Origin of the sequence: Eisenbergiella sp. OF01-20, assembly GCF_003478085.1 — a bacterium.
Taxonomy (GTDB): Bacteria; Bacillota; Clostridia; order Lachnospirales; family Lachnospiraceae; genus Eisenbergiella.
The window spans coordinates 1-16,634 of record NZ_QUES01000004.1; the positions used below are offsets into that span (position 1 = coordinate 1).

Genomic DNA, 16,634 nt, shown 5'->3' on the forward strand with positions numbered 1-16,634 from the left:
AAGACATCGCCCTTTCACGGCGGTAACACGGGTTCGATTCCCGTCGGAGTCATATTTTAATTGTGTTCTGCATATAATATAATAAACAAGGCGCAGTAGCCAAGTGGTAAGGCAATGGTCTGCAACACCAGTATCCACCGGTTCAAATCCGGTCTGCGCCTCTACAAAGAATCAGAGAAATCTGGTTCTTTTTTCGTTTGTCCACTCTATTTTTTTAATCTATCAGGCTTGGTGAAGTACTGAAAGCCTTGATTTTACTGGAATAAATAAAATTTAAAATAAATTTTTTTGTATCATAGACCATTGTTATTACCTTTGAGTTAATTGTAAGGACTGAAGCAATAATATATGTAGTATCATCTAAAGTATCGTTTTAAACCGTTTTAAACCGAATAAAACCGCAAGATAAGGTGGAAATAAGGTGGAGGCTGTTTTTAATTTAACGATTAATATTATATAAAATAGAGTGTGCTAAAATAGTGAAAATACGCCATTAAAATTAGCCGCATAGAGAGTCAATGAGTTTGGTTTTACTTAGTATTGCCTGCATCCTCTTTTTTCTTCCCGTGCTGTTTCCGGTAAACAGCCGGTGTCATCCCTGTCTCTTTCTTAAATGCTGCGAAGAAGTAGTTCTGATTTACAAATCCCGTTCGGTTAGAAATTTCATTTACCGTCATATCTGTCTCGGCCAAAAGGGATATCGCATAGCTGATTCTCACATTCTTTATGTAATCCTTCAGGTAAACACCTGTCAGGCTTTTAAATATTTTTGAAAAATAATTGGAAGAGTATCCAACAACTTCGGATATCCTATCTATACTCAGATTTGGATCCCCCAAATTTTTGCGAATGGATTCCTGTGCCTGCTTTACCGCATCCCAATAAATATCGTTTTTATTAAGCGCGGAATGCTGCAAGGTTTTCAGGTATTGATCAAAAATCTGTATAAACCATCCCTTTGTTTCTTTTAGGGTATGTACGGAGTGGAATAACTCATCTACAGATGAAAAATCCATATTCAGGTACTGGCTGTCTACAGTAATGGAACGCATTACGTTTGCCATCTGATCTACCAGGTGGATGAGTATACGGATTACATCCTGGTATACATATGTACGTAAGAAATCTGTCAGTTTATCATAACGTTCCAGGAAGTTCTCTTTATCCCTTTGTTTGATGCTTTCTATCATCCCCTTTATAAGTTCATCCGGATACGTGGTCATAACGGATAAGAGGGTATCGATTTCATCCCTTGATATGATTTTTCCATACCCCAGAATGAACCGTTCCTTAAGCAGTCTTACCGCATTTTTGTATCCTTCATAAATCCTTGCAGCCGGGTAGCAGTTTCCTTCCGGCACCAGCGTTATGCTGGCATTTGCTGCAAGTGATACAAATTCCTGCAGCTTTTGCAGTCTTTCTTTCGGCAGATGGTATTCCATCCCTCCTGTTTTTGGGGTATATAAAATAATATACTGCGTTTCGGTTCTGGGTATCAGTTCAAAGCTGCATAAATCAGCCAGGGTGTTTTCCAGTCCTGCCTGCAGTATTTCCGAAAAAGACAGTCCGTTTATCTGCTCCCTGCCGGTTATATAATCTGTATCCACCAGCAGCAGATAGATCTCCGGGCCAAACAGCTGAATATTATAAATCCGCCATGCTTTTTCCAAGTCTGTTACCGGTCCGTTCTCCTGTATCAATGTCTTTAAAAATGATTTTTTGAGGATTTCCATGTTGCTGGAATTTTCAAGCTTTAAATCCTGCACTTTATCGGATAATGCAGTAACAATAGAATTTACGTAAGCGAATTCATCATTTCTGTTTTTCATTCCGTCGCCGGTACCTAGTTCCGAAGCTCCTGCTATCTGATCCAATTCCGTAATCGTATAGTGGATAGGAGAATAAAGTTTTTTTGAGAGGAAAGAGGTGAGTCCGAGAGATAATAAAATACTGATGAGACACAGCAGGAGGAGCAGATACGGAGAATGCAGCAGAAAAGTACTGCTTTTGTTTACCGTAAAACAATACCAGTCTGTTGTGTCCAGTCTCCGATAGGATATCAGATAATTTTCTCCGTTCAGCCGTTCTGTGAATGTACCGTCTGAAGTTCCTGCAGAGGCTTTTTTTATCCAGGAAAAAGGAATGCTTGTAACCGGGGCTGTTCCGCTATGTGCCGCCACAATGGAGCCAAATTCATTTACCAGATATGCATTTTCCCGGGTATCCCCTAAAATCCCTGTCCCGATCTTCTCAGTATCCAAATTAAAAACCACGCAGTAGTAGGTCTGTGTATACTTGTTTAAGATGTAATAAACCATACTTAGATAGTCCGGGCCACCGTTGTCCCCGGAACGGTCCGGATCATAGTAGGCAAAGACGGCCTTCTGTTTTGCCTGTGCCGGCAGGTTTTCGGCGGAATTTTTCAGAAAGGCTTTTAAAAAGAGCTTCATATCAAAAGAAGCCTCGCTGGACAGATAGGTGTCATTTACATGATTGTATAATACAATTGAGGATATATAGGTATTCAGGCTTCCTATATTTCTGATTGTCTGAAGGGTTTCGGTTTCGGGGCGGTTATTTTTGCCCCGGGCGGTCAGATATTCCGTAACAGTAGAATTGTTACTCAGGAGAAAGGCATACAGAACATCTATTTCCCGCGTTAACTCTTTATAGCTCACTGCCGTATCCTCTAAATATTCATTGGCGGCTGATAGTTTCTTATTGTTGATTCCTGATGCGTAAAAAGATAAGGCCAGATAGGATAAGAGGCCGGATAACAGAATCAGTATAGAAAATATTGCTGTAAAAAGGACCTGATAATATTTTTTGCTGATAAATTTTTTTCTGCTCATCTTTTGTAACCCCTCCCGTTCGTTTGTCAATATTATACATGTTCCCTCTCTATATCACTATAGGAATTGTCTATACTTCTTCTTTTTAAGAGTGTTTTGCTGATTTTCATAGTATATTATGTGAGTTTTTCTGAGTCAAAAACACATATTTGAAGTTTAAAAGCACGAATACACATGCTACGATTTAGCCATGTTCAGGCGCTGATGTAAACGGTGCGGAAAGGAGGCAGAAACAGCTGCTATGGAAAAGCGTAAGCTCACGGAGTGGAAGATAGGAAAAGCAAATTTTGATTTTAGCGAATCCAAACAGGAATTATCAGAAAAAGTAAATAGTATTACAGACGATCTTTTACCTGCCGGGCAGATTGCCCAGGTACATGAGATTCTGATACAGAACGGACTTGCATCCGCCGAAGTATTGGAAAGCGGGGATTCATCCGAGTTGGCCTGGGTATCCGGGTATGACTGGTTTTATAAAACGGAATTTACCATACCAAAGGAAGAAGAGCACTATTTCCTTTGCTGTAAAGGACTTGATACGGTATGTGACATTTTTCTGAATGGAGAATACCTTGGACTTTCTGAGAGCATGTATCTTCCTTTTGAGAAGGAGATAACCGATCTGGTAACTTTAGACGGAAAGAATTCCCTGTTACTTTATTTCCACAGTCATGAGAAAATGTTGAAAGTTTTTACGGACACGATGCCGGAAAGGTACAGGGGTTGTGTTCCCGCAAGGGCTATGCTGTTAAAAGCGGAGGATTATGGTGCGGATCCCGGTAAATGCCGGGGATACTGGAATATAGGCATTTTTGATGATGTATATGTGGAAGGGTGCTCTGTCCTGAAACTTCAGGAGGTAACTATTGATGTGAAACAAAGCCAGCCTTTCCAGGTATATGATAAGGCTGCGGTAAGTTATTCTGTGCGGGGGACTGCCTACAGGGGCGGCATGATTAGGGCGGACATTATGGTCAGCGAAGCCGATGGAAGCAACCCGCTGTTCCGGGCATCCGGCAAACAGGTAGAAGCGGGGGAGTTCCGTATAGAAGGCAGTATCCTTGTGGAGAATCCCAAGCTGTGGTGGCCCAGAAATTATGGAGATCAGCCTCTTTACCGGTTTCGGGCGGAGCTTTCTATGGACGGTGTCGTCTGTGAACCGGTATGCAGGCCTTTTGGTATCCGTGATATCAGGCGGACGGGAAATATGGCATTTACCTGCAATGGGGAACATATCCGCCTGTTTGGCGGGGATATTGCGCCTGTTTATGGTCCGTCGAATGTGTTTCATGACCAGACAGCCTTTGACCTTATTGACAAGATCTGGCTGGCCGGAATGAATGCCGTCAGAATATGGGGGCCTGGCAAACCTTATCCGGATCGTTTTTATGACAGGTTCGATGAACTGGGAATTCTGGTATGGCAGGATTTCCCCACGGGAGGGTCCGAGCTGCCCTGCGATGAACATTACCGGGAATTGCTCGCCGGCCAGGCTGAAGCCATGCTGCGCAGACTAAAGCACCATCCCTGCATTTATCTGTGGTGCGGAGGCAACGAGAACATTTATATGAATGAATATTTTGAACGCAGCAGTACTATCGGCTACGATATTCTCACGGATACTTTCCGCAGGCTCTGTAATGAACTGGATCCGGAGAGGGTTTACCATGTTTCCTGTCCCTATGAAGGAAAATATACGAACGATCCGGATTTTGGCGATTCTCATGGGAGCCGTGCTTTCCGGCGTTTTCTTCCGGGAGAACCCTATGGGGTTTTCTATTCGGAGAATATCCGGGTATATCCTCCGCAGTATAAATCAATGAAGCGATGGCTGGGATCCGGGATGTGGGATGAGAATTATACAGATGTCAGGCCTGTGGGGTGCATAAAACCCATGCCGGCCTCGTGGGCAAGCCGTCTCGGAAACTTTGGGGAAGAGAAACTTGGGCCGATACATGAATATTATTCCGCCGATACCCCGGATGGCCTGATTTATAAATTTACAGCGGCGGCCAGCCAGGATATTTACCAGATGTATGCGAGAAGCAGGAGGGGGAAACCCCACTATAAGAGTGAAGAGAATACTATCTGTCAGGGTTTTATGCTCTGGAAGATAAACGATCCCTGGCCTAATTTTTATTGTGCACTGGTGGATTATTACGGGGAATGTGCTATGACCTATTATGCGGTTAAAAGGGCTGTCCGTCCTGTCTGGATTGACCTGGAGGTGGATGATCGGGTTTATCTGTGGGGAGTCAATGACACCCTTTCCGATTTCAGGGGGACCGTGACCCTTACTTCCTTCCGTATGGATGAAAACCGGACAGACAGGCAGGCGGAGATTCCGGTTTCCCTTTTGAAGGATACTTCCGGGGTTCTGACCAATCTGGATTTTTGGGGGCCGGTTCACTGGCATACGGTACTTCATGCCTGTTTAAAGGATGAGCGTGGGGAGGCGCTTTTTACCACCACGGCTTTTCTGAAGCAGGAAAATATGCTTGCGTTTCCGGATGCCATACTTACTCTTACCGTTGAGGGTGACAGCGTAACTGTCAGTACGGATCGTTTCGCAAGATGCGTGGAACTGTCAGCCGGAGAGGATGGTGAAGCTTTCGGCTGGGTTTTTGAGGATAATTTCTTTGATCTCCTGCCCTTTGAAACGAAGAGAGTTGGCATAATAAGAAAGGGGGAAGGAAGCTGCGTCCGTGCTAAGGCACAGTATGGCAGCACCTTCACAGTATGTGAGTTACCGGTGGTGGGAAAGGGGAATACAAATGCATAAAAAAATAAATGCGTTCAGGCTGTGCAAAACCAGGAAAGGAGCTGAAAATCTGGCGGGTTATCTGTTTCTGCTTCCCAGCCTTACAGGATTTTTAGGGTTCATATTCCTTCCCATGCTTTTTTCCCTCTTTTTAAGCTTTACCAAATGGTCTTTTATTTCGGGCTTTGCAGGGATGGAGTGGAAGGGGGCGGCTAATTTCACAGCGTTGTTCCAGGATATAAAATTCATTGCGTCCCTGAAAAACACCTTCCTGTATACCCTTTATACAGTGCCGGTATCCCTGCTTTTAGGTTTCGCGGCGGCGGTGATTATCCATGACTTTACTTATGGAAAGACGTTCCTGAAAATCAGTATTTTTCTTCCTTATATTTCAAGCCTGGTGGCTGTCTCCGTGGTCTGGAAGGTTATTTTACATCCGGCATCCGGACCCGTTAATCAGTTCCTGTCTGCATTGGGGGTTACCAGTCTGCCGGGATGGTTCGGAAGCAGTAAGTGGGCCTTGATAGGTATTGCAATAGAAACGGTATGGATACAGATTGGTTACAATGTCGTCCTCTATATGGCCGGATTCACCGGCATCAGCAGGGAATTGTATGATGCTGCCGCTATAGACGGCTGCAATGCCTGGCAGAAAATCAGATATATTACCATACCGGGAGTGGCGCCCACCACGTTCTTCCTGACAATTATGGCAATGATCAGTTCTTTCAAGGTATTTGATCAGGTCAGTGTTATCACCCAGGGAGGGCCGGGAGATTCCACTATGGTTCTGGCCTATTACATTTATCAAAAAGCATTTACCTATTATGATATGGGTTATGCCAGCGCTATGGCCTGGGTTTTGTTCTCCATCATCCTGGTAATTACTTTGATCCAATGGAAATTTGGAAATAAGAATGATGCAGATTAACGGAAGGCAGCAGGAGGGTTTACGGATGGAAAAAAAGAAAACAATTATTATACGCATATGCTTTACCGTTATAATCGGCATTCTGGCGCTGACGATGATTCTGCCGCTGTTGTGGATGATTTCCACCTCCTTCAAAATTGAAGGGGAGGTGTTTGAGTTCCCAATCAGATTTATACCGCGGACACCAGATCTTATGAACTATTGGGAGGCGTGGAACGGCTCTTTTGATTTTCCCCTTTATTATCTGAATACGATTAAAATATCCGTCCTGTCCACGCTGCTGCAGGTGGCGGTATCGGCCATGGCGGCGTATGCTTTTGCGAAGATCACATTTAAATTCAGCGGTGTTATCTTTATGGTATATCTGAGCACCATGATGATTCCCTCCCAGGTTACCCTGATTCCCTGTTTTATGATTTTTAAGGAGGCAGGTCTGATGGACACACATTTGGGGCTGGTTATCCTGACTTCATTCAGTGTATACGGTGTATTCCTGCTGAAGCAGTTTATGGGAGCCATATCCGGTGAACTTTCCGAGGCGGCGATCATTGACGGAGCAGGACATATGCAGATCTTCACCCGTATCATACTGCCCATATCCAAGCCGTCCCTGGTGACGCTGGCTATGCTCAAGTTTATCTGGACGTGGAATGATTATATGAATCCCCTGATTTTTCTCAATACCACCAGCAAATTTACACTTCAGCTGGGTATGAGGAGTTTCAGTTCGGAATACGGAAACCAGTATGGACCCACTATGGCAGCAGCTGTCCTTTCCATTATGCCGCTGATGCTTCTGTTCCTTATTTGCCAGAAAAATGTCATAGAGGGAATTACCATAGGGGCGGTAAAAGAATGAGGGTTTTAATAAAATAATATATATACAAGGAGGCTCATTTTATGAGAAAATGGAAACAGCTTTTATCAATCACAATGGCAGCTTTGCTCACGGCAGGACTGTGCGCTTGCGGAAGAGGCGGGGAGACTGCGCAGGAGGCGCCGGCAGTTGAGACCCCGGAGACAGGAATGCAGACGGCAGAAAATGGGGAACCGGAGACAATTACCCTGAGATTTTTTAACAATGAACCGACTCTGACAGAAAAGCTGAACGAGATTAACGCAGAGTATACCAGAAGAAATCCTCATGTACAGATTGAAATTGTGGATGTTCCCGGAGCGGACTACTACACCAAGGTTGACACGACAATCCTTTCCGGGGAACAGCTTGACATCTGTTTCTTTAATGTAAAGTTTGATTATGCATCCAGAGCTGCCCAGGGGGAATTCTATCCTATGGATGATTTCATAAAGGCGGAAGGGGTTTCTTCCGTAACGGATCTGTATACCATAGATTCTTCTGTGGAGGACGGAAAGGTGTACGGCCTTCCGGGAGATGTCAAGGAGTATGTAATCTGGATAAACAAGGATGATCTGGAAAAGGCGGGACTGGAGGTTCCTTCCCTGAACTGGACCTGGGAGGACTTCGAAGAATATGCCCGGAAGCTGACCTGGGGGGAAGGTCCGGATAAGCATTACGGTGCCATGTTCTATACCTATGATCATTATAATGTACTTACCGCCTACAACAGGCTGGACGGCAATCCGTATCTGAATAAAGACGGCACCCTGAATCTGGATGACCCTTCCTTCCGCGAATCCCTGGAATTGCGTTACCGCATGGAGCAGGTAGATCAGTGTGCCATGCCGCTGTCTGAGGTGCTTGCCACCAACCTGGATTTCAGGACTGCATTTTTCAGCGGAAAGTGCAGTATGATTCTGATGGCTACCAATATCATCCCGCAGACGGCAGACCTGGAGAATTATCCTCATACTTTTACAACTACTTATGCATCCTTCCCCATGCCCGCTGACGGACGTACCGGATATGCCTATGCGGACAACCGTTTCTACTGCATTGGTGCCACTACCGTGAATGCTGAAGAATCCTACAAGTATCTGCGCTATCTGACTACTGAAGGGATCCCCATGAAGGGTGTTACCTTTACTGCGGATAAGAATAACCAGACCGGCATCGGGGATGTAGTGGATCTGATGACCGCTGAGAATCCGGAATTATTTGATAAGGAACAGCTTCTGACCGTTCTGAACAATCCGGATCTGAAAAATAATTTCTGGGAATATGTCCCCAGTTATACCGGGGAAATCGTAAACCTCTATAAGGCACAGGCGGAAAAGGCGGTTATGGGTGAGATTCCTTTTGATAAAGCGCTGGAGACGGCAGCCCAGCAGTGCCAGCAGGTGATTGACAACAATAAGTGACGGGCTGATAAGCTTCGGCTTCAGCCACAGGCGTGCAGGAAGCGCGCAGATGGGAGGAATGATGGAAATAAGAAAATTCGGAAAAACCGGCTGTGAAATCACAGCACTGGGGTTCGGGGGAATGGAGCTGCTGTACCTGGATGAAAAAAGTGCGGTCCGTCTCCTTAACGAAGTTCTGGATCAGGGTATTACCTACGTGGATACCTCACCGGAATATGCCAAGAGTGAATATTATATCGGCAAGGCGATTGCAGGACGCAGAGAGGAATACGTGCTGGCTACCAAATGCGGTGACAACATGACGGGAAGAGGTCCCCTTTATTCTTTTGACAGGGAAACCATCATGGGTAATATTGATGAAAGCCTGCGCCTTCTGAAAACGGATCACGTGGATATCCTTCAGCTTCACGGTGTCATCCCCGCTGATTTCCCGGAGGGAAAATGGGAAGAAACCATGGAGGTCCTGGAAGAAATCCGCCGTTCGGGCAAAGCGCTGCATCTGGGGCTTACCGTATGCAATAAGGGTCCCGGTATGTATGGTTTTCCTGCAGGCTATGGATATCATTCCATACTGCCCTTTGCTTCCGATCCGCGGATAGAAGTTATACAGCTTGTTTACGGAGGGCTTACCAGGCTGAGCGAAAATGTGATTCAGGAGGCCTGTGACCGTTACGGCACCGGAATCGTTGCCAGAGGCATCCTGAAGCGGTACGATGATTCTTATCCGGCTAAGCTTGCCGCGGCACGGCTTTCTGAGCTGTGTGAAGAAGGGGAAAGTGAGAATGACTTCCTGATCCGTTATTCCCTCAGCCACCCGGGGCTGGCATGTGTGCTTGCCGGTACAAAGAACATAGATCATTTAAGGAGGAATGTCCGGATGGCGGAAAAAGGAAAACTGCCGGATGAGGTGTATCAGGAAGCAAAGAGGAGGCTGACTTTCGCAGGAGCAGTTGCAGGGCCTGTGGAGATGGCATGGCAGGAAAGTATAAAAAAATAAATACGTACCTTTGCTCTTGGTGCGCAGGCCGCTTATCTGGTGTCCCTTGCTGAACGTATCATATATAATTATTCAGATGACAAAAGATGACATACTGTTGTCATCTTATGTATGGTATGATAACGGTACAGTAAAGGAAATGAATGGAGGACAAGCAGGATGGGCAGAGCGGCAACAAAGCAGGATTTAATCAGTTCGGCAAAGGAACAATTTGATAACATGTGGGAATTGGCGGATTCCATGACAGAGGAGGAAAAAAGGGCGGCCTTCTGTTTTGAAAAGAGCAGTAAAATGAGGGAAGCGCACTGGACGCGTGACAATAATCTGCGCGACGTCTATATTCATCTCTATGAGTGGCACCAGCTGCTGCTGGATTGGGTGGAAGCGAACCGGAACGGCCAGATGAAACCATTTTTGCCTGAACCATATAATTGGAAAACCTATGGGCAGATGAATGTGGGGTTCTGGAAAAAACATCAGGCCACTACGTATGAAGAAGCAGAAAAACTGCTACGGGACAGCCATGGGAAAGTGATGGATATGATTGCGGAATATTCAAACGAAGAATTGTTTGAAAAGAAGCATTTCTCCTGGACAGGAACCACAAATATGGGTTCCTACTGTATTTCCGCCACATCCAGCCATTATGAATGGGCTGCTAAAAAGATAAAAATGCAGATAAAAGCATTACGGGAAGGGGCATAAGAATTCCTAATAATCTTTAAATTTTACCAGTTTTTATTTGGCGCATGGGATATAGTAAATAAAAGGAACGGAGTGTATCTGCTAAAAGTATGGTGGGACGGCGGAACGGCGTTCAGGCCCGGGAAAGATAATATCCATAAAAGCCAAGAGGAGTGGGAAGTATGGTAACAGCAGCGGAAATTTCGGAATTCTTGCAGAAGGGGAAAGCCAGGATTGTAAAGGATTTGGTGATACAGGCGCTGGAAGAGGGGATGGATGCAAAAGAAATCCTGAATGACGGCCTGGTTGACGGCATGATGCTGGTTGGCACGAAATTTAAGAATGACGAGATATTTGTTCCGGAGGTTCTGGTTGCGGCGAGAGCTATGAATGCGGGACTTACCATAATAGAGCCGAAGCTGGTGGAAATGGGGAATGAGCCGGTGGGAAAGGCGGTTGTGGGGACGGTAAAAGGCGATCTGCATGATATCGGCAAGAATCTGGTGGCTATGATGCTAAGGGGAGCCGGGTTTGAGGTGATCGATGTGGGCGTGGATGCAGATGCGGATGCCTTTATTTCGAAAGCGGAGGAAACGGATGCGGATGTGATCTGTATGTCGGCGCTGCTTACCACGACGATGAACGCTATGGAGGAATGCATCGATAAGCTGAAAGAGCGGGGGCTGCGGGATAAGTATATTGTTATGGTGGGGGGCGCGCCGGTGAACAAAAGTTTTGCCAGCCATATCGGCGCGGATTATTATACGCCGGACGCCGCCACGGCAGCGGAGGTGGCAAAAGCCGCGGTAGAAGAAAAACCTGATAACTGAGACAGGATGGTAACTATTCAGCAGGCAAGCGTATTTACCGTGCGGATCGTAAGAAAATATGGGAAAGGGCAGACAGGCGGACAAGAACAGTCCGCCTGTTTTCTGTACGCCCGGCGGGCGCACGCGCATTAGGATGGTTTCCGGTTCAGGGGATCCATTGTTTACAGAAGAGGGGCGAATAATCGCAGGATACATTGGAAGCAGCGGATGAAAACGGAGCGTTTCCTGCAGTAGTCCAGTCCGATTTCCCGGCATACGGGGAAGGTTTCGGTAAAATCCTTTTTTATGTCCTGAATGGCATCGCAGCCATAGAGGTATACCCCGCATTCAAAATGCAGGTAGAGGGAGCGGTAGTCCATGTTGATGGTGCCCACGACGGCGACCTGATCGTCACAGAGATAGCCTTTTGCGTGGATAAACCCCGGAGTATATTCATAAATACGGACCCCGGAACGGATCAGGGCGGCATAATAGGATTGGGTGAGCAGGAAAACGAGCTTTTTGTCCGGGATGCCGGGAGTAATAATGCGCACATCAATACCTCTTTCCGCCGCCATGCACAATTCCTTCTGCATTTCATTGTCGATAATAAGATAGGGGGTGGTAATATACACATATCGGGAGGCGTTCTTAAGTATATTCATATACACGTTTTCGCCGAGTGTCACATTGTCCAGGGGTGTGTCGGAATAAGGCTGGATATAGCCCTTTTGGGGGCTTGGGAAGGCGGTATTCCCGGTCAGGTACTTTTCACAGGAGATATCGGTGTCCCGGATGAAATTCCACATTTCCAGAAACATGATGGTATGGCTTTTCACCGCATCGCCTTCCAGGCGGATGCCGGTATCCTTCCAGTGTCCGTAGGGATGGGTGATATTAAAATATTCGTCCGCCAGATTAAAGCCTCCGGAGAAGCTGATACGATTATCGATAACGGTTATCTTGCGGTGATCCCTGTGGTTCATGAAAATGTAAAGGAAAGGGACGAGGGGGTTGAAAATGCGGCACTGGATTCCCTGCTGGTTCAGGCGGCGCATGAATTCCGGTTTTACATAACCGATGCTTCCAAAGTCATCATATATAAAACGTACCTCCACGCCTTCGGAAACTTTTTGCAGAAGGACTTTTTCGATCCGGCGGAAGGCTTCCGAATCCTCCACCGCGAAATATTCCATGAAAATAAACTCCCTGGCATTTTCCAGATCTTTCAGGAGCGCCTCCAGGGCCGGTTCCGCCTGGGGATAGTATACGGTTTGTGTGTTGCGGTATACGGGATAGCCGCTGGAACGGCGGATATAGGCTTCCTGGTTATGGATGTATATATTTTCTTCCCGGAGACTCCGGAATATATGCTCATCCTGTTTCAGTTCGGGACTGTATTTTCCTGCCACCTTTTCATAATAGACTTTCGTTCTTTTGGTAATGCCTGTCCGGCCAAACATCAGATACAGGATAATGCCGAACAGGGGGAGGGCGAGGATTACGATGGTCCATACAAGCCTGGCTGCGGAAAATTCACTTTTGGCATTGATCCGCAGAACAACGATAAGTCCGATAATTTCAATGACGGATGCAAACCATACATAGTACTGGTTCAGCTTCCAGACGAGCGCAATGAGCCAGGCAAGCTGGATGAGCAGACAGAGGACGGTAAACAAAACACGTCCGAATATGACCTTCAGAATATTCCTCATAGTATTCCCCCCGGTTTTATCTTATTGGAAGAGCCAATTGTATATAGAATTATTTTATTATAACCGCTTGTGCCGAAAATGTCTATTTATCCCATAAAGGAACTGGGAAAACAGGCCGCAAAATATAACAGTTCAGACAGCCCTTTGTGCCCTGCGGCCTCCCCGAACTGTTATATTTTGCGGGAAGGGCTAAAAACCGGATGACGACAGGGCGGGATTTTGTTATACTGGAAACAATAGACAAACGGAGGTATGAAAGGCGGCATGGGAATGGATGAAGAGCTTAAGGAAATAGAAGCTTTTGCGGACGGAATTCTGCGGAGTTATTTTTGTGAATCGGATGTGGAATTCCTGATTTCCACCTTTGCTGAGGATATTGTCTGGCTGGGGGCCGGGGAAAAGCAGAAGGCAGAGGGAAAGGAGGCTGTGGCGGCCTGTTTCCGGGAAGGGAAAGGGGATCTTGCTCCCTGTGACATGACTGAGGAAAGATATGAAACCCGAAGGCTGGGGGAAAAATTCTTTTTGTGTGAGGGGGACAGCTGGATCCAGCCGAAGAAGGAAACCGGATTGTATTTCAGGACGCATCAGCGGATTACCTTTATTTTTGAACGGACAGAAGAAGGGCTGCGGACGAAGCATATACATAATTCGGTGGATTACTCGGATATTCAGGAGGATGAATTATTCCCTGCCCAGGCGGGCAGAGAAGCATTTGAGAGGCTGAGCCGGATACTGGAGCAGAGGGATCGCCAGATTGAACTGATGCTTTCCCAGCTTCCGGGGGGAATGCTGATATGCGGTGCGGAGTATAATTTCACCGCAAAATGGATAAGTGAATCCCTTTGTTATCTCCTGGGATATGGAGGACCGGATGAATTTGAACGGCTTACCGGCAAATCAGGGCATGGTTATATCCTTGAAGAGGATTATGATACGGTATGGGAAAACATAAGCCAAAAACTGGATCAGGGGGATTCCTACAGTCTGGAGTACCGGGTGATACGTAAGGACGGCAGCGTTTTCTGGGTATCGGATATTGGGAAAAAGGTGCTGGATCTGGACGGGCAGGAAGCGATTTACTGTTTTATTTCAGATATTACCGAACGTAAGCAGAGGCAGATGGAAATGGACGCAGTGAACCAGGAAGTGGGCAGGCAGGCCAGGTTCCTGACTCAGCTCTATAATTCCATGCCCTGCGGCATCCTCCAGTTTACAACGGATCTGCCTCATACCATTGTGAGCCTGAACCGGATGGTGTGGGAGTTTTACGGGTATTCCTCTGAGGCGGATTTCCGCAGTCATATAAGCTCGCCCCTGGAGCTTGTCCTGGCGGAGGACCGGAACCGGGTAAAGGGCATGATAGAGCAGCTCCATCCCATGTCGGGCACGGTGAATTATACCAGGGAGAGCAGGCGGACAGACGGTACGGCCGTCTGGATTAATGTGATTATGGAGAGGCTGGTGAATGCAGACGGAATCGAGATCATCCAGGCATTGTTCACCGATATTACGGAAATCAAAAAGCTTCAGCTTCTTCAGGAACGGCAGCGGCTGATTGAGAACCAGTCCCTGCGCGCGGCCACCTGTACGGCTTATCCCATGATAATGAGTATTAATCTGACCCGGAATACCTATGATTGCTTTATTGAAGAGCAGGAATGCTTTCTCCGGAACAGAAAAGGGGTGTTTGATGAACTGGCGGCGCAATTCCTTTCTGAGGTTTATCCTTCCTACCGGGAAGATTTTGCCGCCTTCTATGACCGGAAATCCATTATCGCACGTTTCCGGGACGGGGAACGGGAATTGTATATGGAAGTACGGGCAAAGGGTACGGACGGGGAATACCATTGGCTTTCCATTCAGATTATTTATGTGGATAATCCGGTGGGAGAAGAGGTTCTCGCCATTGAGCTTGTCAAGCTTCTGGATGCCCAGAGAGCGGAGAAGGCGCGTCAGGAGCAGCTTCTGAGGGATGCGCTGGCGGCGGCAAGGGCGGCCAATGAAGCGAAATCGGATTTCCTGTCCCGCATGAGCCATGATATCCGCACACCCATGAACGCCATTATCGGTATGTCCACAATCGGCCAGCTGAAAAAAGACGATCCTTCCCGGATCCAGGACTGTTTCCACAAAATCGATGCGTCTTCCCGTTATTTGCTTTCTCTTATCAATGATATTCTGGACATGTCCAAAATCGAAACAGGGAAAATGACGATTTCCCGGAAGAAGTTTGATTTTGTGGAGTTTATAGAGGAGATTGTCTCGATTATTTATCCCCAGGCAGTCAACCAGGGCCTGGATTTTGAGCTGCATTATAAGGATCCGATAGAGCATTATTATATCGGGGATGAGCTGCGGCTGAAGCAGATCGTTATGAACCTTCTTTCTAATGCGGTAAAGTTTACGCCGGCCGGGGGACGTGTGGAGGTACAGATACAGGAAGAAAAAAGGACGAACGGCTTCGCATACCTGCGTATGCAGGTATCGGATACGGGAATCGGTATGTCGGAGGCATTTAAAAGCCGTCTGTTCCAGCCATTTGAGCAGGAATCCTCGGAAATGGCCCGGAATAATGTGGGAAGCGGCCTGGGTCTTTCCATCGTATATAATCTGGTGCAGCTTATGGGAGGAAGGATCGAAGTCCGGAGCCGGAAGGAGGAAGGGAGTATTTTCACTGTCCTTCTGCCGCTGGGGGTGATCGATGATGACGAGGATGCGGAGCAGAGGAGAAAGTCCAGGGAGCTGCTGAAGGGCCTTCGGGTGCTGATTGTGGATGATGACGAGATGGTAGGGGAACAGGTTTCCGAAATCCTGGGTGAAATCGGCGGCTGGTCCCTGTGGGTGGATTCCGGCAGGACCGCGGTACGGGAAGTAAAGAAGGCGATGGAGGACGGGCAGCCTTATGATATCGCCATGATTGACTGGATTATGCCGGATATGGACGGGGTGGAAACCACCCGGCAGATCCGTAAGCTTACCGGCCCGGATACGACCATAATTATTATTTCCGCCTATGACTGGAGCTGTATTGAAGAAGAAGCGTGCCGTGCGGGAGCCAATTACTTCATTTCCAAGCCTTTGTTTAAGACAACGATTTATAATACTTTTTCCCATCTGGAGGGATTTCCCGGGAACAGCAGTGAGAAACAAAAGCAGGAGGTGCCGTCGAATTTTCACGGAAAGCACATCCTTCTGGTGGAGGACAACCAGCTGAACCTGGAAATTGCCAAATCCCTCCTGGAAATGTACGGGCTGACGGTGGATTCGGCAGAAAATGGCAGGGAGGCCGTGGATAGGTACCGGGAGATGCCGGAAGGCTATTATTCCGCGGTGCTGATGGATATCCGCATGCCTGTTATGAATGGCCTGGAAGCTTCCAGGGCCATCCGGGCTTCGGAAAAAAAGGATGCGCGGACAATACCTGTATTGGCTATGACAGCCAATGCCTTTGACGAGGATCGTATTCTGGCAAAGGAGGCGGGGATGACGGGGTATTTGGTGAAGCCGCTGGATATGGGGCTTCTTGTGGAGGAACTGAGGAAGCTGTAACAAAGGTGAAGGCCCGGGAAGGGCGGAAGGCAAAAAGCGGCAGTGCGCCAGACAAA

10 protein-coding genes and 1 tRNA gene are annotated in these 16,634 nt (G+C 47.0%); 9 read left to right on the forward strand and 2 right to left on the reverse strand.

Features of this window, described 5'->3' with window-relative positions; genetic code table 11:
• Positions 1 to 89: 89 nt before the first annotated feature.
• Positions 90 to 161: transfer RNA gene (locus tag DXA36_RS06985), tRNA-Cys, on the forward strand.
• 369 nt (positions 162 to 530) lie between these two features.
• Here the strand turns inward: DXA36_RS06985 and DXA36_RS06990 are convergent.
• A complete protein-coding gene (locus DXA36_RS06990; RefSeq protein ID WP_118677728.1) occupies positions 531 to 2,852 on the reverse strand; it encodes an AraC family transcriptional regulator in 2,322 nt (773 codons plus the stop codon).
• A 241-nt stretch (positions 2,853 to 3,093) separates the two neighbouring features.
• On the opposite strand from DXA36_RS06990, the gene DXA36_RS06995 reads away from it, so the two are divergent.
• From DXA36_RS06995 to DXA36_RS07025, 7 genes are all read left to right on the forward strand, one after another.
• Positions 3,094 to 5,634, forward strand: coding sequence for a beta-mannosidase (locus DXA36_RS06995; RefSeq protein ID WP_118677730.1), 2,541 nt, complete (start codon positions 3,094 to 3,096; stop codon positions 5,632 to 5,634).
• Complete coding sequence (locus DXA36_RS07000) at positions 5,627 to 6,544, forward strand: carbohydrate ABC transporter permease (protein ID WP_118677732.1); 918 nt, start codon at positions 5,627 to 5,629, stop codon at positions 6,542 to 6,544. The genes DXA36_RS06995 and DXA36_RS07000 overlap by 8 nt, the downstream gene beginning before the upstream one ends.
• Before the next feature lie 25 nt (positions 6,545 to 6,569).
• The gene (locus DXA36_RS07005; RefSeq protein ID WP_118677734.1) at positions 6,570 to 7,403 is read left to right on the forward strand and encodes a carbohydrate ABC transporter permease; all 834 of its coding nucleotides are present in this window, start codon (positions 6,570 to 6,572) and stop codon (positions 7,401 to 7,403) included.
• Positions 7,404 to 7,444: 41 nt separating this feature from the next.
• Positions 7,445 to 8,824 carry an ABC transporter substrate-binding protein gene (locus tag DXA36_RS07010; RefSeq protein WP_118677736.1) on the forward strand — a complete coding sequence of 460 codons (1,380 nt, stop codon included), beginning with the start codon at positions 7,445 to 7,447 and terminating at the stop codon, positions 8,822 to 8,824.
• Positions 8,808 to 9,821, forward strand: a complete 1,014-nt coding sequence (locus DXA36_RS07015; protein ID WP_147366557.1) for an aldo/keto reductase — start codon at positions 8,808 to 8,810, stop codon at positions 9,819 to 9,821. The genes DXA36_RS07010 and DXA36_RS07015 overlap by 17 nt, the downstream gene beginning before the upstream one ends.
• Before the next feature lie 159 nt (positions 9,822 to 9,980).
• The gene (locus DXA36_RS07020) at positions 9,981 to 10,526 is read left to right on the forward strand and encodes a ClbS/DfsB family four-helix bundle protein (RefSeq protein WP_118677740.1); all 546 of its coding nucleotides are present in this window, start codon (positions 9,981 to 9,983) and stop codon (positions 10,524 to 10,526) included.
• Positions 10,527 to 10,687: 161 nt separating this feature from the next.
• The gene (locus DXA36_RS07025) at positions 10,688 to 11,335 is read left to right on the forward strand and encodes a corrinoid protein (RefSeq protein ID WP_118677742.1); all 648 of its coding nucleotides are present in this window, start codon (positions 10,688 to 10,690) and stop codon (positions 11,333 to 11,335) included.
• A gap of 161 nt (positions 11,336 to 11,496) precedes the next feature.
• On the opposite strand, the gene cls is transcribed toward DXA36_RS07025, so the two are convergent.
• Positions 11,497 to 13,029 (reverse strand): cardiolipin synthase, encoded by a 1,533-nt coding sequence (gene cls, locus DXA36_RS07030; protein ID WP_118677744.1) that lies wholly within the window; start codon positions 13,027 to 13,029, stop codon positions 11,497 to 11,499.
• A gap of 270 nt (positions 13,030 to 13,299) precedes the next feature.
• On the opposite strand from cls, the gene DXA36_RS07035 reads away from it, so the two are divergent.
• On the forward strand, positions 13,300 to 16,578 hold the full coding sequence (locus DXA36_RS07035; RefSeq protein ID WP_330424991.1) for a PAS domain-containing hybrid sensor histidine kinase/response regulator: 3,279 nt from the start codon (positions 13,300 to 13,302) through the stop codon (positions 16,576 to 16,578).
• The last annotated feature ends 56 nt before the right edge of the window (positions 16,579 to 16,634 follow it).

Coding starts and splice junctions, on each gene's coding strand:
- DXA36_RS07020 (WP_118677740.1), top strand. CDS start 9,981: ATGGGCAGAGCGGCAACAAAGCAGGATTTAATCAGTTCGGCAAAGGAA.
- DXA36_RS07010 (WP_118677736.1), top strand. CDS start 7,445: ATGAGAAAATGGAAACAGCTTTTATCAATCACAATGGCAGCTTTGCTC.
- DXA36_RS07035 (WP_330424991.1), top strand. CDS start 13,300: ATGGATGAAGAGCTTAAGGAAATAGAAGCTTTTGCGGACGGAATTCTG.
- DXA36_RS06995 (WP_118677730.1), top strand. CDS start 3,094: ATGGAAAAGCGTAAGCTCACGGAGTGGAAGATAGGAAAAGCAAATTTT.
- DXA36_RS07025 (WP_118677742.1), top strand. CDS start 10,688: ATGGTAACAGCAGCGGAAATTTCGGAATTCTTGCAGAAGGGGAAAGCC.
- DXA36_RS07000 (WP_118677732.1), top strand. CDS start 5,627: ATGCATAAAAAAATAAATGCGTTCAGGCTGTGCAAAACCAGGAAAGGA.
- DXA36_RS06990 (WP_118677728.1), bottom strand. CDS start 2,852: ATGAGCAGAAAAAAATTTATCAGCAAAAAATATTATCAGGTCCTTTTT.
- cls (WP_118677744.1), bottom strand. CDS start 13,029: ATGAGGAATATTCTGAAGGTCATATTCGGACGTGTTTTGTTTACCGTC.
- DXA36_RS07005 (WP_118677734.1), top strand. CDS start 6,570: ATGGAAAAAAAGAAAACAATTATTATACGCATATGCTTTACCGTTATA.